The sequence below is a fragment of the Rhodococcus sp. NPDC056506 genome, assembly GCF_042794945.1.
Lineage (GTDB): Bacteria > Actinomycetota > Actinomycetes > Mycobacteriales > Mycobacteriaceae > Rhodococcus_F.
Map to the genome: position 1 here is coordinate 59,312 of NZ_JBHTSW010000014.1, position 24,420 is coordinate 83,731.

25 protein-coding genes and 3 pseudogenes are annotated in these 24,420 nt (G+C 60.8%); 18 read left to right on the forward strand and 10 right to left on the reverse strand.

Annotated features, from left to right (window positions below):
- Positions 1–47 precede the first annotated feature (47 nt).
- The 15 genes from ACFQ6H_RS14245 to ACFQ6H_RS14315 all read left to right on the forward strand — a co-directional run bounded on the left by ACFQ6H_RS14245 (position 48) and on the right by ACFQ6H_RS14315 (position 14,250).
- The gene (locus tag ACFQ6H_RS14245) at positions 48–569 is read left to right on the forward strand and encodes a 2Fe-2S iron-sulfur cluster-binding protein (protein WP_378646765.1); all 522 of its coding nucleotides are present in this window, start codon (positions 48–50) and stop codon (positions 567–569) included.
- Positions 566–1,561 carry an FAD binding domain-containing protein gene (locus tag ACFQ6H_RS14250; protein ID WP_378646766.1) on the forward strand — a complete coding sequence of 332 codons (996 nt, stop codon included), beginning with the start codon at positions 566–568 and terminating at the stop codon, positions 1,559–1,561. The genes ACFQ6H_RS14245 and ACFQ6H_RS14250 overlap by 4 nt, the downstream gene beginning before the upstream one ends.
- Positions 1,558–3,675 (forward strand): xanthine dehydrogenase family protein molybdopterin-binding subunit, encoded by a 2,118-nt coding sequence (locus ACFQ6H_RS14255; protein WP_378646768.1) that lies wholly within the window; start codon positions 1,558–1,560, stop codon positions 3,673–3,675. The genes ACFQ6H_RS14250 and ACFQ6H_RS14255 overlap by 4 nt, the downstream gene beginning before the upstream one ends.
- Before the next feature lie 60 nt (positions 3,676–3,735).
- Positions 3,736–4,764, forward strand: a complete 1,029-nt coding sequence (locus tag ACFQ6H_RS14260) for an FUSC family protein (RefSeq protein WP_378646858.1) — start codon at positions 3,736–3,738, stop codon at positions 4,762–4,764.
- 36 nt (positions 4,765–4,800) lie between these two features.
- Positions 4,801–6,309, forward strand: coding sequence for a YhjD/YihY/BrkB family envelope integrity protein (locus tag ACFQ6H_RS14265; protein ID WP_378646770.1), 1,509 nt, complete (start codon positions 4,801–4,803; stop codon positions 6,307–6,309).
- Entirely contained in the window at positions 6,306–6,551 is a 246-nt protein-coding gene (locus tag ACFQ6H_RS14270) for a DUF3618 domain-containing protein (protein WP_047272412.1), read from the forward strand. The genes ACFQ6H_RS14265 and ACFQ6H_RS14270 overlap by 4 nt, the downstream gene beginning before the upstream one ends.
- A gap of 264 nt (positions 6,552–6,815) precedes the next feature.
- Positions 6,816–7,892: a glycosyltransferase family 1 protein gene (locus ACFQ6H_RS14275; protein WP_378646860.1), complete on the forward strand. Its 1,077-nt coding sequence runs from the start codon at positions 6,816–6,818 to the stop codon at positions 7,890–7,892.
- Positions 7,889–8,980 (forward strand): glycosyltransferase family 4 protein, encoded by a 1,092-nt coding sequence (locus tag ACFQ6H_RS14280; RefSeq protein ID WP_378646772.1) that lies wholly within the window; start codon positions 7,889–7,891, stop codon positions 8,978–8,980. Before ACFQ6H_RS14275 ends, ACFQ6H_RS14280 begins: the two co-directional genes overlap by 4 nt.
- Positions 8,980–9,987: a glycosyltransferase gene (locus ACFQ6H_RS14285; protein WP_378646774.1), complete on the forward strand. Its 1,008-nt coding sequence runs from the start codon at positions 8,980–8,982 to the stop codon at positions 9,985–9,987. The genes ACFQ6H_RS14280 and ACFQ6H_RS14285 overlap by 1 nt, the downstream gene beginning before the upstream one ends.
- 1 nt (position 9,988) lies before the next feature.
- Positions 9,989–10,876 (forward strand): glycosyltransferase family 2 protein, encoded by an 888-nt coding sequence (locus tag ACFQ6H_RS14290; RefSeq protein ID WP_378646776.1) that lies wholly within the window; start codon positions 9,989–9,991, stop codon positions 10,874–10,876.
- Between the two features lie 33 nt (positions 10,877–10,909).
- Complete coding sequence (locus tag ACFQ6H_RS14295; protein WP_378646778.1) at positions 10,910–11,098, forward strand: hypothetical protein; 189 nt, start codon at positions 10,910–10,912, stop codon at positions 11,096–11,098.
- A 47-nt stretch (positions 11,099–11,145) separates the two neighbouring features.
- Complete coding sequence (locus tag ACFQ6H_RS14300) at positions 11,146–11,715, forward strand: type 1 glutamine amidotransferase domain-containing protein (RefSeq protein ID WP_378646780.1); 570 nt, start codon at positions 11,146–11,148, stop codon at positions 11,713–11,715.
- Positions 11,716–11,853: 138 nt separating this feature from the next.
- Positions 11,854–13,221, forward strand: coding sequence for an APC family permease (locus ACFQ6H_RS14305; protein ID WP_378646782.1), 1,368 nt, complete (start codon positions 11,854–11,856; stop codon positions 13,219–13,221).
- A gap of 52 nt (positions 13,222–13,273) precedes the next feature.
- Complete coding sequence (locus ACFQ6H_RS14310) at positions 13,274–13,852, forward strand: DUF6230 family protein (RefSeq protein ID WP_378646784.1); 579 nt, start codon at positions 13,274–13,276, stop codon at positions 13,850–13,852.
- The gene (locus tag ACFQ6H_RS14315; protein ID WP_378646786.1) at positions 13,846–14,250 is read left to right on the forward strand and encodes a DUF6114 domain-containing protein; all 405 of its coding nucleotides are present in this window, start codon (positions 13,846–13,848) and stop codon (positions 14,248–14,250) included. The genes ACFQ6H_RS14310 and ACFQ6H_RS14315 overlap by 7 nt, the downstream gene beginning before the upstream one ends.
- A gap of 268 nt (positions 14,251–14,518) precedes the next feature.
- Here the strand turns inward: ACFQ6H_RS14315 and ACFQ6H_RS14320 are convergent, their stop codons facing one another.
- The 6 genes and pseudogenes from ACFQ6H_RS14320 to ACFQ6H_RS14345 all read right to left on the reverse strand — a co-directional run bounded on the left by ACFQ6H_RS14320 (position 14,519) and on the right by ACFQ6H_RS14345 (position 21,039).
- Complete coding sequence (locus tag ACFQ6H_RS14320; protein WP_378646788.1) at positions 14,519–15,940, reverse strand: UDP-N-acetylmuramoyl-L-alanyl-D-glutamate--2,6-diaminopimelate ligase; 1,422 nt, start codon at positions 15,938–15,940, stop codon at positions 14,519–14,521.
- Between the two features lie 115 nt (positions 15,941–16,055).
- Positions 16,056–16,580: a CinA family protein gene (locus ACFQ6H_RS14325; protein ID WP_378646790.1), complete on the reverse strand. Its 525-nt coding sequence runs from the start codon at positions 16,578–16,580 to the stop codon at positions 16,056–16,058.
- Between the two features lie 472 nt (positions 16,581–17,052).
- A pseudogene (locus ACFQ6H_RS14330) lies at positions 17,053–17,697 on the reverse strand (HemK2/MTQ2 family protein methyltransferase); the annotation flags it as partial.
- Between the two features lie 143 nt (positions 17,698–17,840).
- Positions 17,841–19,322: an FAD-dependent oxidoreductase gene (locus tag ACFQ6H_RS14335; RefSeq protein ID WP_378646792.1), complete on the reverse strand. Its 1,482-nt coding sequence runs from the start codon at positions 19,320–19,322 to the stop codon at positions 17,841–17,843.
- Positions 19,323–19,384: 62 nt separating this feature from the next.
- Complete coding sequence (locus ACFQ6H_RS14340; RefSeq protein WP_378646794.1) at positions 19,385–19,849, reverse strand: DUF4383 domain-containing protein; 465 nt, start codon at positions 19,847–19,849, stop codon at positions 19,385–19,387.
- 155 nt (positions 19,850–20,004) lie between these two features.
- A pseudogene (locus tag ACFQ6H_RS14345) lies at positions 20,005–21,039 on the reverse strand (NAD-dependent epimerase/dehydratase family protein).
- Between the two features lie 214 nt (positions 21,040–21,253).
- Here ACFQ6H_RS14345 and ACFQ6H_RS14350 point away from each other — a divergent pair.
- Positions 21,254–21,481, forward strand: a complete 228-nt coding sequence (locus tag ACFQ6H_RS14350; protein WP_378646796.1) for a DUF6480 family protein — start codon at positions 21,254–21,256, stop codon at positions 21,479–21,481.
- A 64-nt stretch (positions 21,482–21,545) separates the two neighbouring features.
- Here the strand turns inward: ACFQ6H_RS14350 and ACFQ6H_RS14355 are convergent, their stop codons facing one another.
- Together ACFQ6H_RS14355 and ACFQ6H_RS14360 are read right to left on the reverse strand one after the other, a co-directional pair.
- Positions 21,546–21,746 (reverse strand): hypothetical protein, encoded by a 201-nt coding sequence (locus ACFQ6H_RS14355; protein ID WP_378646798.1) that lies wholly within the window; start codon positions 21,744–21,746, stop codon positions 21,546–21,548.
- A 6-nt stretch (positions 21,747–21,752) separates the two neighbouring features.
- Entirely contained in the window at positions 21,753–22,085 is a 333-nt protein-coding gene (locus ACFQ6H_RS14360) for an FAD-dependent oxidoreductase (RefSeq protein WP_378646800.1), read from the reverse strand.
- A 165-nt stretch (positions 22,086–22,250) separates the two neighbouring features.
- On the opposite strand from ACFQ6H_RS14360, the pseudogene ACFQ6H_RS14365 reads away from it, so the two are divergent.
- Positions 22,251–22,451, forward strand: a pseudogene (locus ACFQ6H_RS14365) (hypothetical protein); the annotation flags it as partial.
- 34 nt (positions 22,452–22,485) lie between these two features.
- Here ACFQ6H_RS14365 and ACFQ6H_RS14370 read toward each other — a convergent pair.
- Together ACFQ6H_RS14370 and ACFQ6H_RS14375 are read right to left on the reverse strand one after the other, a co-directional pair.
- Positions 22,486–22,758 (reverse strand): hypothetical protein, encoded by a 273-nt coding sequence (locus tag ACFQ6H_RS14370; RefSeq protein ID WP_378639901.1) that lies wholly within the window; start codon positions 22,756–22,758, stop codon positions 22,486–22,488.
- A gap of 119 nt (positions 22,759–22,877) precedes the next feature.
- Positions 22,878–23,303: a hypothetical protein gene (locus tag ACFQ6H_RS14375; RefSeq protein ID WP_378639898.1), complete on the reverse strand. Its 426-nt coding sequence runs from the start codon at positions 23,301–23,303 to the stop codon at positions 22,878–22,880.
- Positions 23,304–23,506: 203 nt separating this feature from the next.
- Between ACFQ6H_RS14375 and ACFQ6H_RS14380 the strand changes: the two genes are divergently transcribed.
- The gene (locus ACFQ6H_RS14380; protein ID WP_378639896.1) at positions 23,507–24,247 is read left to right on the forward strand and encodes a GAF and ANTAR domain-containing protein; all 741 of its coding nucleotides are present in this window, start codon (positions 23,507–23,509) and stop codon (positions 24,245–24,247) included.
- Positions 24,248–24,420 lie beyond the last annotated feature (173 nt).

A 24,420-nucleotide genomic window follows, 5' to 3' on the forward strand; every position in this document is an offset into this window, starting at 1 on the left:
TCGCGCGCTGCCCGTTTGAGTAATCCTGAGCGGGGTAGGTGCTCGTCATGGAGTCTTCGCGAATCGATGCCGAGATCATGTTGACCGTGGACGGCAGTAGCCGCACCCTGACTGTCGACACCCGAACCACGCTGCTCGACGCGCTGCGGGATCGTCTCGGCGTGATGTCCCCGAAGAAGGGCTGTGACCACGGACAGTGCGGATCGTGCACGGTCCTTCTCGACGGGCGGCGCGCTGTCACATGCCTGACGTTCGCAGTAGCGCAGGACGGCGCACAGATCACCACGGCGAGCGGTCTGTCGGATCACGACGGCCTACATGCCGTGCAGCAAGCCTTTCTCGACCAGGATGCGCTCCAGTGCGGGTACTGCACTCCAGGGCAGGTGTGCTCGGCAGTGGGAATGCTCGACGAAGTGAAGGCCGGACAACCCAGTCATGTCACGCAGGACCTCGACGTCGACCCGGATCTGGACGACGCCGAGATTCGAGAACGCATGAGCGGGAATCTCTGTCGCTGCGCTGCATACGGCAACATCGTCGCAGCAATTCGCCAGGCGGCGCAGTCATGATGCCGTTCGAGTACCGACGCGCCGAGGACGTCGACGGCGCGTTGACCCTGATGTCTGAAAATCCCGATGCCGCCTTTTTGGCAGGGGGTACGAACCTGGTCGACCGCATGAAACTCGGCGTGGTCAACCCGCGGATGGTGATCGACGTGAGTCGGTTGCCCCTCGCCGGTGTGGAAGTGCGTTCGGATGGAGGGGTCCGTATCGGAGCGACAGTCCGAAACACCGATCTCGCAGCCCACCCCGTCATCCGTAGCCGATACGCAGTGCTTGCGCGTGCCCTCTTGTCCGGAGCATCAGGGCAGATACGCAATGCGGCGACCACTGCAGGCAACCTGATGCAGGCAACCAGGTGCGTCTACTTCCAGGACGTGACAACTCCGTGTAACAAGCGAGAACCCGGATCGGGTTGCTCTGCCATCGGAGGCTACGTGCGCTACCACGCGATCCTGGGGGCCTCCGACCAATGTATTGCCGTTCATCCGTCGGACATGGCAGTCGCACTGGCTGCACTGGACGCCGTCATTGTCGTCCGAGACGAGAGCGGCGAGCACCGCATTCCGATTACGGAGTTTTACCGTCTCCCTGGCGACTCACCAGAGCGCGACACCGCCCTGGCCCCAAACCAGTTGATCGTTGCAGTCGAGCTGCCCGTGCCCGCCCCGGCGGCGCTGTCGACGTACCTCAAGACACGTGATCGCGCCTCGTTCGCTTTCGCTCTGGTTTCGGCCGCCGCCGAGATCGAACTCGAAAACGATATTGTCACCGGAGCCCGAATCGCTCTCGGAGGCGTGGCGCACCGTCCCTGGCGCGCCTACAAAGCGGAAGAGGTCCTGCTCGGATCTCCGCCGACCGAGGAAGTCTTCATACGGGCGGCAGATGCAGAACTAGCGGACGCGAAACCACAGTCGGGCAATGCTTTCAAGATTCCTTTGACACGCGGCGTCATGGTTTCGGTTCTGCGGTCACTCACCGCGGGAAGGTCCGCGAAATGAAGATGATCGAACCGAGCTACCTGGGAAATCCGATCGAGCGCGTCGACGGATACGCGAAGGTCACCGGCTCTGCGCTCTACGCATTCGAGCATCCCGTGGAGAATCCCACCTACCTGCACGCCGTACAGGCGACGGTTGCGCGTGGCCGCGTCGTCAGCATGAAAACGGAACTGGCAGAGGCACTTCAGGGCGTGATCGCCGTGATCACCGTCTTCGATGCCCCACACTTGGCGGATACCGAAGATCGAGAGCTGTCCGTGCTCCAGGACCCAGCCGTCCACTTCCGCGGACAATTCATCGGTGCTGTGATTGCCGAAACACCCGAGACAGCCCGTCATGCCGCGGGATTGGTGCAAGTCAAGTACGACGAACTCCCGCATGACTCCGAGTTGCGATCCGATCGCGACGACCTTTATGCCCCGGAGGATGTCAACGGCTTCCCGACCGACACAACTACCGGCGATATCGAGTCCGCCTTCACGGATGCGGAAGTGACAATCGACCAGACCTACACCACCCCACTCGAACACAACAATCCCATGGAACCGCACGCCTGCATCGCAATCTGGAAGGATGGCGCCCAGGACGGACGTCCAAGCGTCACCCTGTACGACTCCACCCAAGGAGTCCACGTCGTTCGCGAGACTCTGGCACCGATGTTCGGGCTCGAACTCGATCAGATGCGTGTCGTGGCGCCACACGTCGGCGGAGGCTTCGGTTCGAAGGGATCACCACACGCGCACAACGTATTAGCGATTCTCGCTGCCCGTAGGACGGCGGGGCGACCGGTCAAGTTCGCGCTCACGCGGCAGCAGATGTTCGCGATCGTCGGATACCGCACATCCACGATCCAACACATTCGCCTCGGCGCAAACACCCACGGCCGTCTGACGGCAATGACCCACGACGTCATCGAACAAACGTCGAAGATCAAGGAATACGCGGAACAGACTGCTGTTGCCACCAGGATCATGTACGCCACGCCCAATCGCTCTACCTCGCACCGAGTTGCGGCCCTCGATGTTGCAGTCCCGTTCTGGATGCGCGCCCCGGGCGAGACTCCGGGAATGTACGCGGTCGAGGTAGCAATGGACGAGCTTGCCGTAGCCCTCGGCCTCGACCCGATCGAACTTCGCGTCCGCAACGAACCCGAAGTCGATCCCGAGAACGGAAAAGCATGGTCGGGAAGACATTTGATTGAATGCATGAGAGAAGGTGCGGAAAGATTCGGTTGGGAGAATCGGAGCCGACGCGGTGGACGCAACCTGGACGGCGACTGGATGGTGGGCACCGGCATGGCGGCGGCAACCTATCCGGCAATGACGAACCCCGGTTCGAAAGCGCGCATCGTCTTCGGAACCGATCGAATCTACACCGTACAGATCGGCGCGGCCGACATCGGTACGGGAACCTGGACAGCTCTGACGCAGATCGCCGCCGATGCTCTCGGATGCCGTATCGAGGAAGTTCGGCTCGAAATCGGCGATACCAAGCTTCCTTTCGCGACAGTTGCCGGTGGATCCGCCGGCATCTCGTCATGGGGCTCTACCATCGTTGCTGCTGCCCGCCAGTTCCGCGCGGAACACGGTTCAACTCCCAATGCCGGCGCGGAGACGACAACTGAAACGCCGAAGAATCCGGATGAGGACGATTACTCCATGCATTCGTTCGGTGCTCACTTCGTAGAGACCCGTGTCCATCGCGACACCGGCGAGATCAGGATCCCCCGGATGCTCGGTGTGTTCTCGATCGGACGTGCAATCAATGCGAAAACGCTTCGCTCGCAACTCATCGGCGGAATGACAATGGGATTGTCGATGGCGTTGCACGAGGAAAGCTTCCGGGACAACAGATTCGGCCACGTGATGACTCACGACTTGGCGAACTACCACATCAGCACAAACGCGGATGTGCAAGACATCGAAGCCTTTTGGCTCGACGAGGTCGACACACATGTCAATCCGATGGGATCGCGGGGTGCCGGCGAGATCGGGATCGTCGGGGCTGCAGCCGCAGTGGTCAATGCGATCTACGATGCTACCGGCGTGCGAGTACGCGAGTTGCCGGTAACCGCGGACAAGATTTTGTTCGGACGAAGTGTCGGACAACCGTAGAAGGCTAAGGAGCAAGGAATTCTCGAGCATCCCCTGATCCGGCGATGTGAAAGCATAGGCCTGGTCACAGCTCTCAAAGGCGCAGTAGCCGTCGTCATCGCCTGGGTGATCGCGAACAGCGTCTTTCACAGTCCTGAAGCATTTCTCGCCCCGTATGCTGCACTCTTCATCATCGGGAACACGGTGCGCAACTCGATGCGGGTAGCCGCCCGCCAGGTGAGCGTGGTCGTCCTCGGTGTGGTTGTGGCCGCCATTGCAGCGGTGACCCTCCCGACCGTTGCCGCGTTGGCCCTCGCAACGGGTGCAGGAATACTCGTCGGCCGCATTCCGCGGCTTTCACCTGACGGGATCTGGGTGGCCGTCACCGCCGTACTGGTCCTTCTGTACGGAACCGCGACCAATCCGTACCTCGTCATGCACCGCATAGGCGACGTGGTGGTCGGAGTGTTCGTGGGCATCGCTGTCAATGCCGTGTTGGTCCCGCCCGACCATCTCTCCGATGCCAGAGACCTTTTGGTCTCGCGCACGCATGAGGTCTCAGGCATTCTCCGACAAATGGCCGAGGACGTGAAAAGCGGTGCTGGAGCTAGCGATATCTGGCGTCGACGGGCCCTCTCGGTGAACAAGTCCGTCGCTGCGCACGCCGCAGTGATGGAAGGTGAAGCCAGCCTGGTCGGAAATTTTCGCAAGCGCGGTTGGTTGCGCGTCGGTGGCTCCGATCTGTTTCGTCCCGCCGCCGAAGCACTCGACCGAGCGACGTTACATCTCATGGCGCTGATCCTCGCCGTCGAGGACAGCGATTTCGCCGAGAACGAGACCTTGCAAGGCGCCGTGTCCGACTTGCTCGAAGCGATGGCCGGAGCATTTGCCGATGCGGGAAAAGGTCCGGTACACGATCCCACCGACGATCACGCGGTCACGACTTTGCCTCTCGCCCGGCGGAGGTTGGAGGAACTCGAAAAACTGTTGCAGCAGGGAAAAGTCACAACGGCCGCCGCGCCTTCGATAATCTTGTCCAGCCGCGGGCTACTCGCGGCGCTCGCTGTCCTCGACCGAGAAGAGTACAAAACCGAGACTGCTCACGACTGAGTTTCGACAGCGGACCAACGGGGTAGCAACCCGAGCATGGCGACACACACGGTTGATGCGGACGACCCGCACAAGCCTTCCGACCCGACCGATCTGACGGCACAGTCGTGGAAGTTCGTAGCGCGGCGCTCGGCCCGCGAGTTCACGCGCGATCAATGCACAGATCTAGCAGCGGCACTGACGTATTATGCTGTGCTGTCACTGTTCCCGGCACTCCTGGCACTCGTATCCCTGTTGGGCGTTGTCGGCCAGGGACGTGCCAGCGTCGACACGGTGATGGAGTTGGTCGCCGCTGTCGGCCCGGACTCGGCTGTGGACACGATGCGTGGCACCGTCGAGCAGCTCGTGGCGGCCCCCACAGCCGGTTTCGCCTTGATAGTCGGCCTCGCGGGCGCATTGTGGTCAGCCTCCGGTTATGTCGGCGCGTTCGGGCGTGCGATGAACCGCATGTACGAGGTGGACGAAGGCAGACCCGTATGGAAACTTCGTCCTCTGCAACTGGCCGTCACCCTCGCCGGCCTTCTGTTGGTTGCTGCGGTAATCCTGATGCTCGTCGTCAGCGGCCCCGTTGCCAAAGCGCTGGGCGATCAGTTGGGAATCGGCGACGGCGCCGTGACAACCTGGAACATTGCGAAGTGGCCCGTCATTCTGATCTGTGTGACGCTGGCCGTGGCCGTGCTGTACTACGTGACTCCCAATGTGAAGCAGCCGAAATTTCGGTGGATCAGTGTCGGAGCAGCACTCGCTATTGCAGTGTGGATCGTGGCTTCAGTCGGATTCGCTTTTTACGTGAGCAATTTCGGTAGTTACAACAAGACTTACGGTTCGTTGGCCGGGGCGGTCATCTTCCTCCTCTGGTTGTGGATCACCAACCTCGCGTTGTTGTTCGGAGCGGAGGTTGATGCGGAACTCGAACGCGGCCGGCAACTGCAGGCCGGGATCGAAGCCGAAGAATTCCTCCGCTTGCCTCCGCGGGACACCAGCGTTTCGGACAAGAACGCTCGTCAACACGCACAAGACATCGCCGCCGGTCGCGAGCTTCGCGAAACGCACGGCGGCGAAGACAACGAAGGGATTTCGACCATGACCGAGCGATCCGATACCCGGGCACCCGTTACCAGCACCTCTCCGCCGAAAACTGTCGACGCCGATGCGGTAGACCCGCATTCCCTCTCGACCGTACAACTCGTCGAACGCCTAACCGAGCAGATGTCAGACCTCGTACGCGCCGAGATGTCGCACGCCGTAGCCGAAGTCAAGACGAAGAGCACCCGATTGGGTGTTGGACTCGGTATCTCCGGCGCGGGCGCTCTGCTTCTGCTGTACGGATTCGGAGTACTGCTTGCGGCAGCAGTACTCGGGTTGGCGACTGCACTCGACCCGTGGCTTGCAGCTCTGATAATCGCGGCAATCGTGATCGCCGTAGGTGCAATCACCGCACTCGTGGGTGCCAAACGAGCGAAGTCCGCGGCGCCGCCTGTTCCGGAAGAGACCGTCGAAAGCGTCAAGGCTGACATCGTCACTGCAAAGAAGGGACTGAAATGAGCACTGCCACAGACGGGCCCGACGAGAATGTTCAAGCGCAACGCGAAGCCCTGGCCGCGACCGTGGGCGCACTCGCCGAAAAGGCCGACGTCCCGGCCCGCGTGAAAAGCGAAGTGTCACGGGATGTCGAACGTGTGAAGCAGCAACCAGCCGCCGTCGCGGCCGCGCTCGGCTTCGCGCTGGTGTTCGTGCTCATCCTCCGTCGCCGCAAGCGACGTTCCCGCTCCGCCAAGGGCAATTGAGCCAGGCACCTCCAATGTTTGTGGAAGCAAGGCCGTGGGCATCTGCCCTCTGCATCCTGAGAAAGGGTGTGGTGGATCGGCGCTGGTGGGCTTCCCGATTCACAGGACCGTCGCCTTGTGCTGCAGGCTGGGCTGCCGCGCGTCACAGGGCGACGGTCCAAACTACGCGACCAACCGAATACAAGGAGAGAGATGAACTGGGAAGCCAGTCCCGGGGAACCGTTGACGACCTCGACGGGCATCGACTACTCCACGAAAGCCTCCGTGATTCGTGTTGCATCAGTGCCCGCGTCGCACGTGTACGTCCGGCACTTGGCCCCACCGTCGGGAACCGGCGGCAGACCTGGGGCGGGAACCGACAGCATCATTCGCCTCGACGATCCCATCCCCGAGGACGGCCGCAAGGTTCCCGGCGGATGGTGGCCACCGGTGATGCTGGATCCCGCGTGGATTCGGGACCATCACCACCTGTTCGATCTCTTCCACGTTCACTTCGGTTTCGACGCAATCGCACCACGGGTGATGGAGGACATCGTCCACGAATTACGCAGCCACAGAGTTCCTCTCGTCTACACGGTGCATGATCTGCGCAATCCGCATCAGCCGGAACCCGAGCAACATCGCGAATTGTTGGACGTATTGATTCCCGCAGCGGATTCTCTTATCACCCTGACGCCGGGTGCGGCGGCGGTGGTCGCGAACAATTGGGGCCGGGAATGCACAGTGCTGCCTCATCCCCACGTGATCGAGTTGGAGAACTTCGATCGGGCACGGCCCCCGGCAACGGATTTCACGGTGGGAGTCCACGTGAAAAGCCTGCGTCCCAACATGGATCCCTTTCCGGTGTTGGACACGCTCTGCGCGACGATTGCGACGTTGCCGGGAGCGCGATTGGTCGTGAACGTCCACGACGAGATCTTCGATCCGGATAATCATTGGTATGCACCGCAGGCAGCGAACAGACTGACGGAGTATGCGCGTCGACGGGACGTCGACGTAGTGGTACACCCCTACTTCAGTGACGACGAGCTGTGGACTTACCTTATGTCCCTGTCAGTTTCGGTGTTGCCATACCGCTTCGGGACGCATTCTGGATGGCTGGAGGCGTGTTACGACCTCGGCACAGCCGTCATTGCGCCCAGTTGTGGGTTCTACTCGGAACAGCAGGACTGCAAGGTTTACGGGTTCGACGAGCATCATTTCGATGCCGAGTCGCTGGATCGATGCGTCCGCGAATTGTATTCGGAAGAGCCGGTGCGTCTTTCCGCCGCAATGCGTACCAGGCAGCGCCGATTGTCAGCTTCTGCCCACCGCGAGATCTACGAGAAGGTTCTCGCATGAGGGCTCTACGCATAGCTCTGATCGCTTCGAGTCGTTATCCAGTCATTCAACCATTCGCCGGCGGTCTCGAGGCCCATGTATGGCATCTGGCTGCGGCACTGCGAAAAGTCGGCCACGATGTCACCTTGTTTGCCGGACCAGGATCGGATCCGGAACTCGCTTGTGAGCTGATCGACGTCCGTCCAGCCCCGATCAGCACGGCTGCCCGATCTGATATCTCCATGCCGGCAGAGCATTTCATGCAAGAACATCATGCCTATCTCGACCTCATGCTCCGCCTGTCGCGAGACTACGCGGAGAGCTTCGACGTCATCCACAACCACAGCCTTCACTATCTGCCGGTGGCGATGACGTCGACGCTGAACACTCCCGTGCTCACCACTTTGCACACGCCACCGACGCCCTGGCTGGAATCAGCGATCGCGGCCGGCGGGCCCCCCGGCCGGTTTGCCGCCGTGAGTCGCTACACCGCCGAAGCATGGAAACACGCTGCCGGAGATGTCGATGTCGTACACAACGGAGTCGACACGGATCAATGGCATCAGGGCCCTGGCGGGCGCCGTCTGATCTGGTTCGGTCGAATCGTGCCGGAAAAGGGCGCCCACCATGCGATTACCGCGGCCCGGGCGGCCGGTATGCCGTTGGTACTCGCCGGCCCGGTCAGTGACCATGCTTATTTCAGGGAACGAATCGAACCCGAACTCGACGGCACCATTCGCTATCTCGGCCATCTGGTCACAGACGATCTGGTCGCTGCGGTAGGAATGTCTGCGGTTGCTCTTGTCACGCCGCAATGGGACGAGCCGTACGGTTTGGTGGTGGCCGAGGCTCTTGCCTGTGGCACACCGGTTGTCGCCTACGGCAGGGGCGGCATACCGGAGATCCTCACGCCCGACTGTGGACGTTTGGTCCCGGCCGACGACGTGATCGCACTGACTGCCGCAATCGGCGATGCGATGCAGTTGGCTCGGCCGAGCGCACGCGCGCGAGCGGTAAGCCACTGCTCGGAACGGCGGATGGTGGACCGCTACCTCAAGTTGTACGACGAAATGGCCTGTGCGTCGACAACTACGCGACGAGCAAGCTGATGATCGGTTACTACATCCATCATCAGGGCCGAGGGCACCTCACTCGCGCCGCGTCGATCGCAACGCATCTCTCCTCCGACGTCACTGCACTCACCAGTGCCGATTCGGTTGCCCTGCAGGACTTCGACGACCATGTTCAGTTCCAACTCGACAACGACGAAGCCCACAGACTCAACCCCACCGCGAACGGGGCGCTTCATTGGGCGCCCATACACGAACCCGGACTTCGCTCTCGAATGGCTCGCGTGGCGGACTGGATAGCGACCACGCGCCCGGAGGCCGTGGTCGTGGACGTATCGATCGAAATTGCGACCTTTGTTCGCCTGATGGGCGTCCCGGTCATCGTCTTGGCGATGCCAGGAGACAGGACAGACGCCGCGCATCAATTGGCGTATCGCCTTGCTGATCACATTATTGCGGCCTGGCCACAGGAGGTTTACGACCCGCACTGGCTCCACCCGTATGCGGACAAGACCACCTATGTGGGCGGTATCAGCCGATTCGACGGCCGGGCGTGCTCATCTCAGTCGGTCGGTAATCCCGCAACACCCCGCGTCGTTGTGCTGAGCGGCGCCGGCGGATCAACGGTGACCGACGCCGACGTACAAGCTGCTGCGGCACAGCATGATTCCTTTCATTGGAAGGGGCTCGGCTTACCAGGAGGGACGTGGGTTTCAGATCCCTGGTCGGAAATCTGTGCGAGCGATGTCGTGGTCTCCCACGCGGGCCAGAACGCGATTGCCGACATCTCGATCGCCGGCAAGCCGGCTATCGTGATTGCGCAGAAACGTCCGTTCGGAGAACAGACTGCGACCGCCGACGCATTGTCGATGCACAATCTCGCAGTGACGTTGCCGGGCTGGCCGGCGCTCGACACGTGGCCCAAATTGATCTCAGAGGCAAAAGCTCTCGATCGTGGAGGTTGGACAAAGTGGCAGAGTTCGGGTGCCGCTGCTCGAGCAGCGAGAGTGATCGAGTCGGTCGCGAAACGGCATATGGACCGCTGACATGAAAACAGCCGTGATCACGATCGTGCGCGGTCGCCACGCACACTTGAGAATGCACGTCCGTGGCCTCGCTGTCGACACAACCACACCGTTCTCACATTTCATCGTCGCCATGGGAGACCCTATGGTGAAAACCGTTTTGGCGCAGGAAGAAAGCGCTGCCCGCACAATCGAGATCGACGTTCCCGCGGGAAGCGCGCTTCCGCTGGCTCGCGCGCGAAATATCGGGGCCGCCGAAGCTCTACGCCATGGTGCCGAATTGCTCGTGTTTCTCGACGTCGATTGTATTGCAGCGCCGCTACTTCTGACGAGGTACCTCGAAGCCGCAAGTTCGGAGGCTTCCACTCCCGCATTGTTTTGCGGGCCGGTCACCTACCTGCCCCACCCCGTCGCCGACTCGACCAGTTCGGACTCGTTGGCATTGCTGCACAACCCGCATCCAGCGAGGCCGGTGCCCCCAGACGGAAAGATCGTGGACGGGAACGACTTCGATCTCTTCTGGTCGTTGTCCTTCGCGGTCACTGCTCCGACGTGGTGTGCACTCGGTGGATTCTGCGAGGAGTACCTCGGATACGGCGGGGAAGACACCGATTTCGCAAGGGCCGCCCGAGACAAGGGCGTGAAACTGGCCTGGGTCGGTGGCGCAGACGCATACCACCAATTCCATCCGGTGTCGGATCCACCTGTCGAGCACCTTGACGACATTCTGATCAATGCACGAGTGTTTCACCGACGATGGGGGGAGTGGCCGATGCAAGGATGGATCGATGCATTCGAAAGTGCGGGCCTCATCGCGTATCAACCAGACAGTGCTCGCTGGGAGCGGGTACGGCAAGCGTCGTGTAAGTCGCGCTGGCCAAGAATGTTTCACCACCGAAACGAAGCATGATTAGAGAACCGTCACTGTGGGAAGCCGAACCGAATGGCTACTTACAGAGTGATCAATCCCGCAGGCAACGTTACTGACACGCGCGACATCGAAAGCGCCGACGACGCACATGCTTGGTTTGTGGACACCCGTGCCGACAATTCGGAACTGGGGTGGCGAATGGAAGTTCGTCACGACGACGAATGGTCGTTCTTCGACGACACCGAAGGCGCCTCCAGCTGAGCAATTGCTCAGCGGTCACGATGACGGTCCAGGAAGGACGATCAAGCATGAGCCAGAAACTCGCAGGAAAGAAAGTTGCATTCCTCGTCGCGTCGGAGGGCGTCGAACAGGTCGAACTGACGGATCCGTGGGACGCCTTGCTCGCGGAACACGCTCAGCCGTCGATTGTTTCGACAGATCCGGGAACTGTGCAGGCATTCAACCATCTCGACAAAGCTGACGTCTTCGACGTGGATGCGGTACTCGGGTCGGCGTCGTCGTCCGAGTACGACGCTCTGGTACTTCCTGGCGGGGTGGCCAACCCCGACTTCCTCCGAATGAGCCCTGAAGCGGTGGCTTTCGCCCGTAGTTTTTTCGACGACGGGAAGCCTGTAGCAGTGATCTGCCACGGGCCTTGGACGTTGGTCGAAGCAGGGGTGGTTGCGGGTCGCACTCTGACGTCGTGGCCGAGTCTGCGCACGGATATCACCAACGCAGGCGGCACTTGGGTGGACGAAGAGGTGGTCGTCTGCACTTCCGGACCGAATACTTTGGTATCCAGCCGCAACCCTGGTGATCTTCCAGCATTCTGCGCCAAGCTGATCGACACGTTGGCGACTGTCCGGAGGCAACGATAGACCCGCAGCGTCAACCATCGTGAGTAACCACACAAACGTGGTTGCCCGAGGTCCCCCGTGTTTGAGACCACTACTGCTGGGTAAGTGACAACACCTGGGTGGCAGCACGCCACCGTGAAGACAGGATGAACCTTGCAGATGCGACGCGACCCGCAGTCGGTGCACGTGAACGATACCGAACAGTCCGACCAGAGCAGCCAGCGAAATGTTCTCGCACGAGCAATAACCGGCCCCCTCCTCTTCATGTTCATACTCGGCGACGTTCTCGGCGCAGGAATCTACGCGTTGGTGGGCGTCATCGCCGGCGAGGTCGGGGGAGCCGTCTGGGTGCCACTCCTGGTAGCCCTGGCGATGGCGCTGTTGACCGCAACGTCCTACGCCGAACTCGTGACTAAGTATCCGCGCGCAGGTGGTGCCGCGGTGTTCGCTCAACGAGCCTTTCGGAAACCACTCGTCTCGTTCCTCGTCGGCTTCTCGATGCTGGCGGCAGGTGTCACGAGTGCAGCAGGACTTGCACTCGCATTCTCCGGCGACTACCTCAAAGCCTTCATCGATGTACCTACCGTTCCGGCGGCACTCGTCTTCCTTCTCCTCGTGGGGCTTCTCAATGCGCGAGGAATAAAGGAATCGATGCGCGCCAACGTCGTCATGACAGCCGTCGAGGTCACCGGCCTGGTTCTGGTCGTCGTCCTCGCGTGTGTTGTGCTCGGGCATGGTGACGGAACCTTGAGTCGCGTCGTCGAATTCGATGAAACCCGGTCACCCGCACTCGCGGTGCTGGCTGCTGCACTTCTCGCGTACTACTCGTTCGTCGGATTCGAGACATCAGCGAACGTCGCCGAAGAGGTGAAGAACGTGAGCAAGGTCTACCCGCGCGCACTGTTCGGAGCATTGGTAACAGCGGGTGCCGCATACGTGCTTGTGGGACTGGCTGTTTCGGTTGTTCTCCCGGCCGATGAACTTGCGGCGTCCTCTGGCCCGCTGCTTGCCGTGGTGTCAGCTGCCGACGTCGGCTTCCCCCCGCGCCTCTTCAGCCTGACCGCACTCGTCGCCGTCGCCAACGGTGCATTGCTGACGATGATCATGGCCAGCCGACTGACCTACGGGATGGCATCCGAAGGCCTGCTCCCACGCCCGTTCGCGAAGGTACTTCCCGGGCGCCGGACTCCATGGCTGGCGATCGTGGCCACCACTGCCGTCGCCATGGCACTGTGCCTGACCGGTTCACTGTCGGCTTTGGCCGAGACGGTGGTACTACTCCTACTCGTCGTCTTCATCAGCACGAATATCGCCGTGCTCGTCCTGCGTCGTGATTCGGTGAAACACAGTCATTTTCGAGCACCGACTATCTTTCCGATTCTGGCTCTTCTCACCTGCGTCGCATTGCTCACTCAGCAAAGCGCGGCGACATGGCTACGCGCGGCAGCACTTCTCGCGGTCGGGATCGTGCTTTACGCACTCTCTCGCCGAACCACGAAGAACGACACTACGAGCCTCAGTGCGTGACTTCAGTGTCAACTTCCGAAACGCAGGACACAGCAATGAAAGGCGCAGACCTGTGAGTTCGGTTCACAAGGGGCGCTTTGTCGTCATAGTCGGTCTGGGTCTGTTGGCCGTCGTGACTCTGGGTGCCGGCATCGCGCAGGGAAAACTGCCCATGAATGTCGTGGTGTCCGGGCAGCGATTCACGGGAAGCGTTTCCGCGGTCGAAGCCCAAGGCATTCAGGTTTATCCCCGAGCGGCGGAGACTGCCGCAGAAGCATCTGCGAGCATCGCCGTTCATATCCAACAGGTGCGCCTGACCGACCTGTGCTTGTCGACTGTCGCTCACGGAGTTCCATTCCTGGGTGACGTCACCATGAGCATCCATGCCCCCGGCGACGGAACGACCGCTTCCGGCATCACCTTGGACGCAGCGTCTCTCGGCGGCGCCATCACTGCACACGATGCACGATTGGGTGCTGAAGTCTCTGCACTCGGCGAGGTTTCCGAACTCGATCCACCTGACGCATCAGCCATAACCGCCGGCGACTCGATGTTGGCACAGGCTCGCGTCGAGATCATTTCCTTGACCGCAACACAAGTCGCCATCGACAAGCTGGCCATGAGTGTCGAGAAGGGAGCTGTCGGATGCTGACGAAGCAAGCTGCATTCGCCGCATGGCGAAGGCAGCGGCCTTTTGCCGGATCAATTCTGCTGGGAGTTTCGGCCGGCTTTCTGTTGCTACCCGCCGTCGTGACCGTGCGCCTGGGTGACGTTCTGATTTCCATCAGTACCATCGCCGGGGTTTCCACACTGTTGTTGGCCGCGCTCATGGCCCTGTGCGCAGCTTCCGCGCTACTACGCGTTGACACCCGACTACCAGCTGGGGTCTGTGCGATGATTCTCTCGCTCGTGGCCCTCCCGGCAGCGAACTTCGGCGGTCTGATCGTGGGGACCTTGACGGGAGTCGTGGGCTCGGCTTTCGTATTGGCTTGGGTACCAGTGTATTCAACTGTCCAAACAAGCCCCGAAAGTAGATCAGGCGAGGTTTGACAGAGATGAGAGAGTTGTCCGACTAACCCGGTGCCACCGAGGAAATACAGCACCGTGCGCGAAGGATCGACAGGCGGAGCAAAACGTACGGGTTGTCCCTCGTGCCGGCAGCAGCGGTGCTGATTATTCCGATGGTATGGCTGGGTTGTCGGCGGGCGTGGACAGGTCTGCCACTCGGTTTCTCGTTCCAGACGACCAGGACCCCTACAGCTTTGAAGTTAGGCGAGTCCATGATCGTCGAAGGCAAGGCCAAGTCCACCTCCAAGAGCTACACGCGCTCGATGACCGCACGTTCGAGCGCGTCGCGATCGTCGAACGGTATCTCAACTCCGCCGTAATTCATCGAGTGATCATGTCCTCTACCGGCAACGAGGACGATATCGCCTGATCGTGCCCGCGAGACGGCCACTCCGATAGCCTCACTGCGGTCTGGAACGATAACCGTTTCAGCATGTTTCGCTTCACGAGACCCCGAAGCAACATCGTTTCTCAAACCCGCAGCATCCTCGTGAAACGGACCTTCGTCGGTCACGATGACCACATCTGCAAATGTCCCGGCTATGTGCCCCAACGGCTTACGCTTTCCTGAGTCCCGACCTCCGGTGGCACCGACGACGACAATCAACCTTCCTGCTGTCAGCGAGCGCAAATAGGGAAACAGTCGGCTTTGAGCCGATGGATTGTGAACGTAGTCGACAAATGCGAGGTAGTTCTGCCCGAGGTCCACGCGTTCCAGCCGTCCGGGAACGGCGTCGAGCTCCTCGATACCGTCGAGAGCCGTCGCCATGTCCACCCCGCCCAGTCGCAGTGAAGCAATTGCCGTCAAGGCATTGTCGACTTGGTGACTGCCGAGCAGACGTAGTCGGATTCGCCTACTCCACTCCTCGAGGTGCACGGTGAAGGCAGTGCCCGTCCGTCCTGTGTCAATGGCGGTCGCGAAAACGTCTGCAGCGCCACCACGCGAAGAAACGGTCAAGTGAGGAACCGTGACACGTGCAGCCAAGGTTCTTCCGTAGGCATCGTCGATACCGATTACGGCCGCGGCGCACCACTCGTCCGTGAAAAGCATTGCCTTCGTCTCGAAGTACTCCGCCATCGTGTGATGGAAGTCGAGGTGATCGCGCGAAAGGTTGGTGAAGGCGGCGACTCGGAAGTAAGTGCCGTCGATTCGGTGTTGGGCCAGGCCGTGACTGGAGACTTCCATTGCAACCCCGTCGACCCGATCGCGAACGAATGCTGCCAGTGTTGTTTGCAATTCGCTTGCTTCAGGCGTGGTGCGCCGTGCACGCTGCGACCCTTTCGGTCCACGAACACACACTCCACTGACGAGGCCCGCCCGCTTGCCCGCCGCACGCAATCCGGCCTCGACCATGAATGCAGTGCTGGTCTTCCCATTCGTGCCGGTCACTCCGTACATGTCAAGCATCGAGGACGGCTCTCCGTGCATCCAGGCTGCCAACGGACCCAATGCTTTTCGGGGGTTCTTGACCACAAGCGTAGGCAGAATCTCGGTGGGGCGATCGCTGACCACAGCTACGGCGCCCCGAGCGGCCGCTTCGGCCACGAACTCACGGCCGTGATGCTCGACGCCCGGCAGCGCCGCGTAGACGTCGCCCGGCCGTACCTGCCGTGAATCCTGGCAGATTCCGGTGACCACCTGGGCTTCGGCCCCGAAGGGCGCGTAGTCCACACCGAGAAATTCGGATATGGCGGCTAAGGAGCAGTTTGGCTGCGTTTCAATACTGTTCGACGTCATTCATGACCCCGTCAGTAACGGAGATCTTTCGAAGACGGAGTCCTGAAGATCACGATGTAACTCGACGGGACGTGGCGTCTGCTGAGGCGTGCTGCAGGAGAAGTCGAATTGCGTGTTCGATCGTGTGGGCAAGGACATCCTCCGGGTCGCCTGAGAAAACGCGTTTCTCGGTCTCCGCCCGTCCATGATCGACAACTCCGAACCACACCGTCCCCGGGGCCACGTCCTCCTGAGTCTGGGGCCCGGCCTCCCCTGTGACGGCGAGTGCCAGCGTAGTGCCCATCAGGGTTGCGATGCTGTGCGCCATGACGCGTGCGGCTTCTTCGCTCACAACGGGGCCGTCGGGAACATGGAGCACGGACTGCTTGACCTCCCGGCTGTATGCGACGATCCCGCCACTGAACCACGAACCAGCGTCAGGGGCCTTCCCGAGTTGGGCAGCGATGTTTCCCGCCGTCAGGGACTCTGCCGTTGACAAGGTCAAACCACGTTCAGTTGCAACGGATGCCAGCTGCCTGCACATCTCTTCGAGGTTGGTGTCGACCGGCAGTTCAGGCCGGGGGTGGTCACTCATTTCCAGTCTCTTCCAACGTGTGTCGAGCACTCGGATCGTCCTGGTCGAGGTACGAACGGGTCAGGGGCCCGGCACTGATCCTTATTACATGTGAAATGTTCTCCGGTAAGTGTTTTCGCAAGTAGTCCGCAACTTCGCATCCCACGTACTCGATCTGCAGACTCACCTCGATTCCGGTGTTGCATGGATCGAGCATGACGAGGACGCGTCCTTCCGGGGCCAGGGTGAAAATCTGTCCGATTCCGCCATCAGCTCGAACGGGAACCGTTTTCGTAATTCCGAATCCCATAGCGAGCAGCAATTCGCGCAGCTTCTCCACGGTGTCGAAATAGACCCCCGATGGGGCAACGAGTTCTATGTCCGTGTGCAGACGGCATTTCGATTCACCCTCCACGGCAGCCAACTTTCGTTGTCCCGGCCTCCTCTGCGACATCGTCCCGCCGTTTCGCTCGCTTCTCCGAGGTGCGAGCGGCTTGCACGCGCGCAGGACCACCAATTCTTCGGTTTCCTGTCCCTGATCGATCAGCCCGCGGCGTTCGAGCATCGCGCGGCGCGACCGCAGAACGGGCCCGAACGGAATCGACCTACGCGCGACAACTTCCACGGTCATGCCCCATTCCTCGAGCATCGTCTCCGTCTTGTTCACATCGCACAACGCGGACTGCAACAGAAGCAGCGATCCCCCGGGGGCAACCATGTCGGGAGCCGATGCGATGATCCGATCCAGCAAAGCTCGGCCACTTACTCCCGCATTCCAGGCACGTTCGACACCTGCAGTCGGCAGATCATCGATCTCGGACGGGACATACGGCGGGTTGGAGACCACCAAGTCGAAGACTTCACCGTGTACTGCTTCGGTGAGGTCTCCGCGACGTGCCTCGACGCTTGCCTTGTTGAGAACCCCGTTTAGTCTCACGTTCAAAATCGCGCGGCGCGAGATGTCGATCGCGAGGACGCGGCCTGCTCCTGCTTTGGCTGCGGCAATCGAGAGTGCGCCCGTACCGGAGCACAAGTCGAGCACGCGCGTGGCCGCTGTGACCGTTTGACTGGACAGTGCCTCGATCAACAACGACGTATCGTCCTGCGGTTTGTAGACACCTGGCAAAGAAACGATCATCGACGACTCCTGGGTTCGAGGGGTTTGATCCCCGGACAGGTTCGCTTACCCGCAAGCCGGCGAAAACATGCAGGAGGGCTCATCGTGACGGAACCGAACGGCACAGGCGTGGCCCGAGCAGAAGCTTGTCTGCAGGACTGCAATCACGTCAGGTCAGAGGTGGCCGGTCCCTCCAGCAGTACCCCGTCCGACGCGAAGCGAGATCCGTGTAGTGGACAATCCCAACTGCGTTCGGCGTCGTTCCAGCGCAATATCCCACCGAGGTGGGGGCACACTGCGGAGACGCGGTGCGCCACGCCGTCAACCGTGCAGTGTGCGGAAGGTGCAATCCCGTCCCACACGACTCGGCCCTCGCCCTCCTGTGGTTCATCCGAGCTTCCGAAGCGGTTGATCAACGGCCGTACCCATCCGCTTGCCATTTCGACTGCCACTTCGCCGTTGACAACAGCGGCCTTGGGTAATCCGGAAATCTGATTCCAATCCCACGGGGTGTAGATGACGGACCAGTCCTTTCGGCTGCCTGACACTTCGGCCGTCAGGGCGAGTGCTGCCGCTACCGCATTAGTGAGTCCCCACTTCGCGTATCCCGTTGCGATCAAGATGGAACTGTCACCCGGAACCAGTTGCCCGACATACGGCAGCTCGTTCACCGGGCGGTAGTCCTGCGCTGACCACGAGTGCGTCAATTCTGCTCCGGGAAAATGCTTTCCGGTCCAGGTGATCAACTCTTCAAGGTTTTGTGCCGGCGACGCAGCACGGCCGACTGGATGGCCGTTTCCTCCGACGAGAAGAAGTTCTCGATCGTCGACAGGCACGTAACGTATGGATCGACTCGGTTCGTCGACGGAGAGATACATGCCGTGTGGAATGTCGCCAGGCACGGTAAAAGCGGCGGCATACGATCGCTGTGGTTCGAGACGAGCAAAGAAGCCACCGCGGTCGAGTATCGGCGTGCCGGTAGCAATGACAACGGTCTCGGCACTGATGTCTCCACGATCGGTATGTATGGATCTGCGGTGCCGATTGCCCCGCACAGTGCGAACCCTCGTGTGTTCGTGGACCTTTCCCCCGCGATGTACGAACTCCTCGGTGAGCGCGTCCAATGCGCGCACCGAGTCGAATTGCGCTTGGTCTTCCAACCGGATTGCACCTGCCACAGGAAAAGGCAGTTCCACGGTATCGGTCCACTGGACGTCGAGTCCGGCCGCGCGCGCGGCATCGAATTCATCTCGTAGGGCGCTTGTTCCGTCGACGCTGTTTGCGTAGGTGAATGCAGTTTCGCGTTGCACCGCAACAGAATTGTCGGTACAAAAGCCCAGAAGCCATTGTTGACCCGCACGGTTCGCCTCGACGTAGGCCCGCACTGCCGATGGAGAGTGCTTCTTCGCGATACTCGCGAGCCTCGTGCCTTGAAGCAGGCTGATCTTGCCGGTCGTGTTGCCCGTGGTAACCGCGCCCGTCGTTCTCGCTTCGAGCAAGGCAACCTTGCGCCCGGTACGTGCGAACAACAGAGCCGTGACAACCCCGGTCAACCCCGCTCCGACCACGACCACGTCGAATTCACTGGAGGTCACGAACTCGGACGAGAAGTCGCGGCGTGTGCCGTCCAACCAGAGAGAAGTCATGAACTGCGGTTGCCCAGAGCCACCCGCGTGGAAACGTCTGACCTCGGCTCACTCGGGGGCGGTCACCTGAGCGGGTGCGAACCAGTGTTGTCGCGTCGCACAATCCGCGGCGTGAGTATTCCGAGCGCGACCATCCCCAGGCCGAGCACAAGATGGAGCCAGTTGTCTGCGTCGTTGACCGGGACGAAATTGGCACTGCTGTCTTTGTCGATCACCAATCCATATACCCACAATGCCAGGTACACGATGCCGCCACCGACGAGGTACAACTGCGCGGTCCGCGCCATCCTGGCCATTGCAAGACCGGCAACACCGAAGAGTAGATGAACTACGTTGTGCAACACCGACACCTCGAAAATCCCGAAGAGCTTTGCACCGGAATGATGTCCGGCTCCGGCCAACATGTCGTAGTCGGTGGTCACACCGGGTATGAAGCCGAGAATGCCGACGAGCAGAAATACCGCTCCGACGGCGGCGGACGCAATCTGTACCGCTGAATAAGTTCGAGTTGCATTGCGCTGTGACATGACGGGACCTCCCGAAGACGTACGCCCGTAGCTACCGAGTACGAACGGGGCACGATTTGTTGCCCTGATGGGACGCTTCCCACTGCAGCGGCGTACCAAACAGTCCTGCATCAACCGCGGTCAGCCAGAAGTGCAGATCGAACCGCATGCTTTGATCAGGGCCGAACACCGAGTCCCGTTGCGATCTCGTGTAATCGCCGTGCCGGCCGATCACGTGCCAAGGGAACTGTGGGACCGCCGGCGCCTGCACGGAGGCCCTCGAAGAACTCTTGAAGTACATCGCTGGGAGTGTGCGCGGGTAGCCATCCCAGTTCGACACGGGCGCGGGAGCAGTCCATCCTGGGCACTCTCATCACGGTATCGAACAGACCTGGGGTCGCCGGGACGGCGTGCGCATGCCAAGCGGTCCACACGCCCGAACGGATCAGCTGCTGAGGCATATTCACCAAACGGGCGCCGAGCACTTCGGCAATCGTCTCCATGGTGACCGGGGGATCTGCCGCCAGATTGAAAGCACCCTGTTGCTCGCCGATCGCCGCAGTAACGTAGGCCTTCGCCGCATCCGACGAATGAAGGACCTGAACCGTCAACCCTGGTATCCGCGGCACCACCGGAATCCATCGCTTACCGACAATCGATCCGGGAAGGAATGGGCCGGCGAACAGTCGTCGTTGCGACGACGCAGATCTCTTCTGGAATATGAATCCCGGGCGCATGCGGACGACGCGGGTGTCATTCCGCTCCTCGAACGCATCGAGACACCGTTCCAAATAGGCCTTTTCGCGAGGATAGGCGGCTCCTGGCCAACCGTTCGTGGGCCATTGCTCGGATACAGCCGGCTGACCGCTGCCCGGCGACTATGCACCCACGGACGAGGCATGGATAATCGCCGGTACGCCGGTGTCGGCGACAGCCCGGAATACGCGCAACGAACCCAACACGTTGTTCTCCCACGTGACTTCCGGGCGACGCGTCGGCTGGAACAACCACGCCAGGTGAATAACTACGTCTGCACCCTCGAAGCTGCGGTGAAGGTTGTCATTGCTGACATCCGCGACAACAAAATCGACCTTGGGCACGGTCCAATCCGTCTCTCGCCGAGACAATCCCAGAATCGAGTCGACGGCGTCCTCAGCGCTCAGCGCCTCGACCACACTGCTTCCGACGCTTCCCGTGGCACCAGTGACCACAATTCGCAAACCACTCGTGCTCAGGCGGTACCCAAAGCCTGCCCGTGTGAATCGTCGATCGAGTTCATGCGCGTGTCCAAACCTGGTCGCGCTGCCGCGCTACACCGTGATGAGTAACAAATCTCGGATTGGGTAGCTTCTCCACGCGTTCAGCGGACAGCGCGGGACGCACCCGTACCGAACAGTCGCAAATCCATCGAAAGAGAGCCAAGCCGTGACTTCACCACCACCCGAACCGAATCCAGACAATACCCCTGACCTCGAACCGGGAGGAGGGGTCGCTCCGGGAAGTACCCCGCCGGAGGCGCCGCAGACTTCGGGATTGTCGGAACCCGAACCCTCGACCGACAGGCGGTTCCCTTTCACCGGGATTGCGGCGATGATTGCCGTCGGCGTGATCGTCGTTGTCTTCGTGGTCGCTGCCATTGCCATTCTGGTGTGAGCCATTCTGGTGTGAGCCATTCTGGTGTGAGCCACTCTCACGTGACACCACGTGAGTGGCGATTTCACAACGGAATCGCTGCCCCCGCACGGATTCGCGCTTGCGCCTCGCTGAATTCACAGTCGGCCTCCGAGGTCAGGACGCCGACGAGACGCACACCGGCCCCGGTCGACAACCCGGCAATACGTTCGCCCGCTGCGAATCCGAGCCGATTCTCTTGCGGAACCTCGTCCGATGCCAACAAGGTGGTGACAATTCCGCGCAACGAAAGTCAGTCTGCCGCTTCGCATCCGATGAACCCAGCGCCGATCACTATCGCCGACTCTGCTTCGATCGCAGCGCGGCGAAGAGACTCTGCATCGGGCAGGGATCGCAAGTACGCAACATCGTTCCCACCCGGCGCGGGCAGGCGTTTCGGCTCTGCGCCGCACGCCAGAATGAGGCGACAGTACAAAATCCGCCTACCCGCTGCGGTTTCGGCACACTGCGACCGAACATCGAGCGAGATGACGGAATCTCCGTGGATGAGGTCGATTGCTCGCTCGGAAAACCGTTGTGTCGGCAGCATTCCGTCTGCCGAGGCGTGGTTAAGGTCGAGACGCATGAAGTAACGGGTACCCGTGGGCTGGTCCGTAAACCTGCCTTGCGGTTACGGCCGCGACCTGCGCTGGTGGTTCGGTTTTCAACGATGTTTCGGTTCTAGGTCAGTTCGGGTAGGTCGCCGAAACCCAAGGCCAAGTCAAGCGCGAAGCTGACGGGAGGAAAACCCATGAGCATCGAAGACGGTCCCGGCGACACGTTGAACCCAAGTGAGAGTGTGGATTACGAGGAGGTACGCAACCACGACGGTGACGATGTCGTCGATCCACCGGACAGGTGGACCGCAGCCGACAAATTCGGGACCACAGCGCGTGAGCAGCATGAGGGCGAAACGATGGATCAGCTTCTGGCGGGGGAGGAACCGGATGTGGAGGACACCATCATCTGATCACTGCCACATCTGATCATTCTGGCGCCCTGTCTCCGGTGTCGACAGGGTCGGCCTCGATCCGGTCGTCCACATTGCCCGGCACTCCCTTTCCACGGCGTTCCTCGACTATGCGTTCCTCGAGGTTGTCCACCAGATCGGCGAGTTCCGTTCGTCGATCTTCGATCCCAGGGACGATGTTTTCCGACTGGCCCGCGTCGCTCTGGGGGTGGCCCGCGTCATCCTCCTGCTCACTCGCCTCGTCGCGCTCAGGTGATCGGTGGATCTTGTCGTTTTTCGGTTCTACCATCGATGTTCCTTTTGTCGGTTGTTGCACAAGAAGTTTCAGGTCGGGGAGCCGCAGACAGTACGGCCTCGAATAGCCGGTGACAACAAATGCCGGCCAGATGTGGGCGACCGTACGAGTCATCACACAGTCCTGAGAACCTTGTCCAGGACTATCTGCACCGACCAATTTTCACTGCCGACGTGTGCGCTCTGATCGACTGTGACTCCGTCGACCAGGGTCTGCAGGACAAACCATTCGAAGGACTCGGTGGCGTAACCGAGAGTTTCCTGAGCAGTCGCGGAAATGACCGCCGTGAAAAGTTCACCAGCGGTGATGTCGAAGGTGCAGGTCAATGTACGCGGGGAAAGGGCGAGTCCGACAAGCGTGCCCGCTGCTTCGTCGACCGCGAGGACAAGGTCGGCGCGCACGTCGTGCGAGAGACTCAGCTGCTTTGCCTCCAACCTGGTCAGCTCTCGAAGTACGTGCAGTTGCCGCGGTACGGCTGCGAGAGTCAGAGAGGTCACGCGATTGGGAGGTGCACCGATCGCTCGATCGAAAGTTGTCACGTGAAGTCACTCCTGCGCGCTGTCCGGCCGTCGGCAGGCATGCTACCCAGCTCGAGATTCTCCAAACGTCGACCATGATTGCCACCTTGCACGCGGGATCGGGCCCGCGATTCGCCTGTTCGTCGAGGACCTCGTGGATTTGCAAAATTCTTCTATTTATATGACAGATTTGAGTGGCCGAGAGAGGTTGAAAGGAGTCTTCAGTGGACGCATCGGAAGAGTTGATCCCGGACATCTACGAGCGAATTTCGCACCTGGCACGTACGGTGCACGGAACCCTCACCGGTGGTGTGATGGCGCCCCAACAGGTCCTCGACGAGGTCACCGAAGCCGCAGTCAAGCTACTCGACGGCGTTGATCACGCCGGTATCACCTTGGTCCGCCGCGCCGGCCCCGGCCACCGCCCCGACCTCGAATCGACTTCAGCCACGGGGCCGGTGCCGCAGAGATTTGATGCTTTACAACACGAATACTCGCAGGGACCGTGTTTCGATGCCATTTGGTCCCATCAGACAGTCCGAATCAGCGATGTAGTCGAAGAGCTGCGATGGCCGCATCTTATGAACGCGGTGCGCGAGGAGACCCCGGTCCGGTCCGCGATGTCGATTCAGCTCTACACCGACGGTCAAGAATTGGGTGCACTGAACATTTACTCGGACACCTCGGGCGGTTTCGACGCCGATACCGAAGAATTGGCGGTCAATCTGGCAACGCATGCCGCAATCGCCCTCTCCAGTGCGCGCCGGGGACAGCAGTTTCGCAGTGCCCTCGCATCTCGCGATCTCATCGGTCAGGCAAAGGGCGTCATCATGGAGCGATTCGACGTCGACGCGATTGCGGCATTCCACATGCTTCGAACGCTCTCGCAGGAGATGAACATTCCCGTGATCGAATTGGCAACACGTGTAGCCAAGCGCGAAAATCTGGTCGCGGACAACGGTTAGCACCCACTGCGAGTAACGGCCTGACCGTCGTCGGGCCCCTCGTGCATGGTTTCGCCTCTATCGGGTGGCATCGAAACATGCAGTCCAGCTGATAGGGCACTTATTCTGCTGCGGTGGTTGGCATTACGAGTAGCCCCGCTGTGGGTTCGCAGTAGCCCTGTTTGGAGTTCACT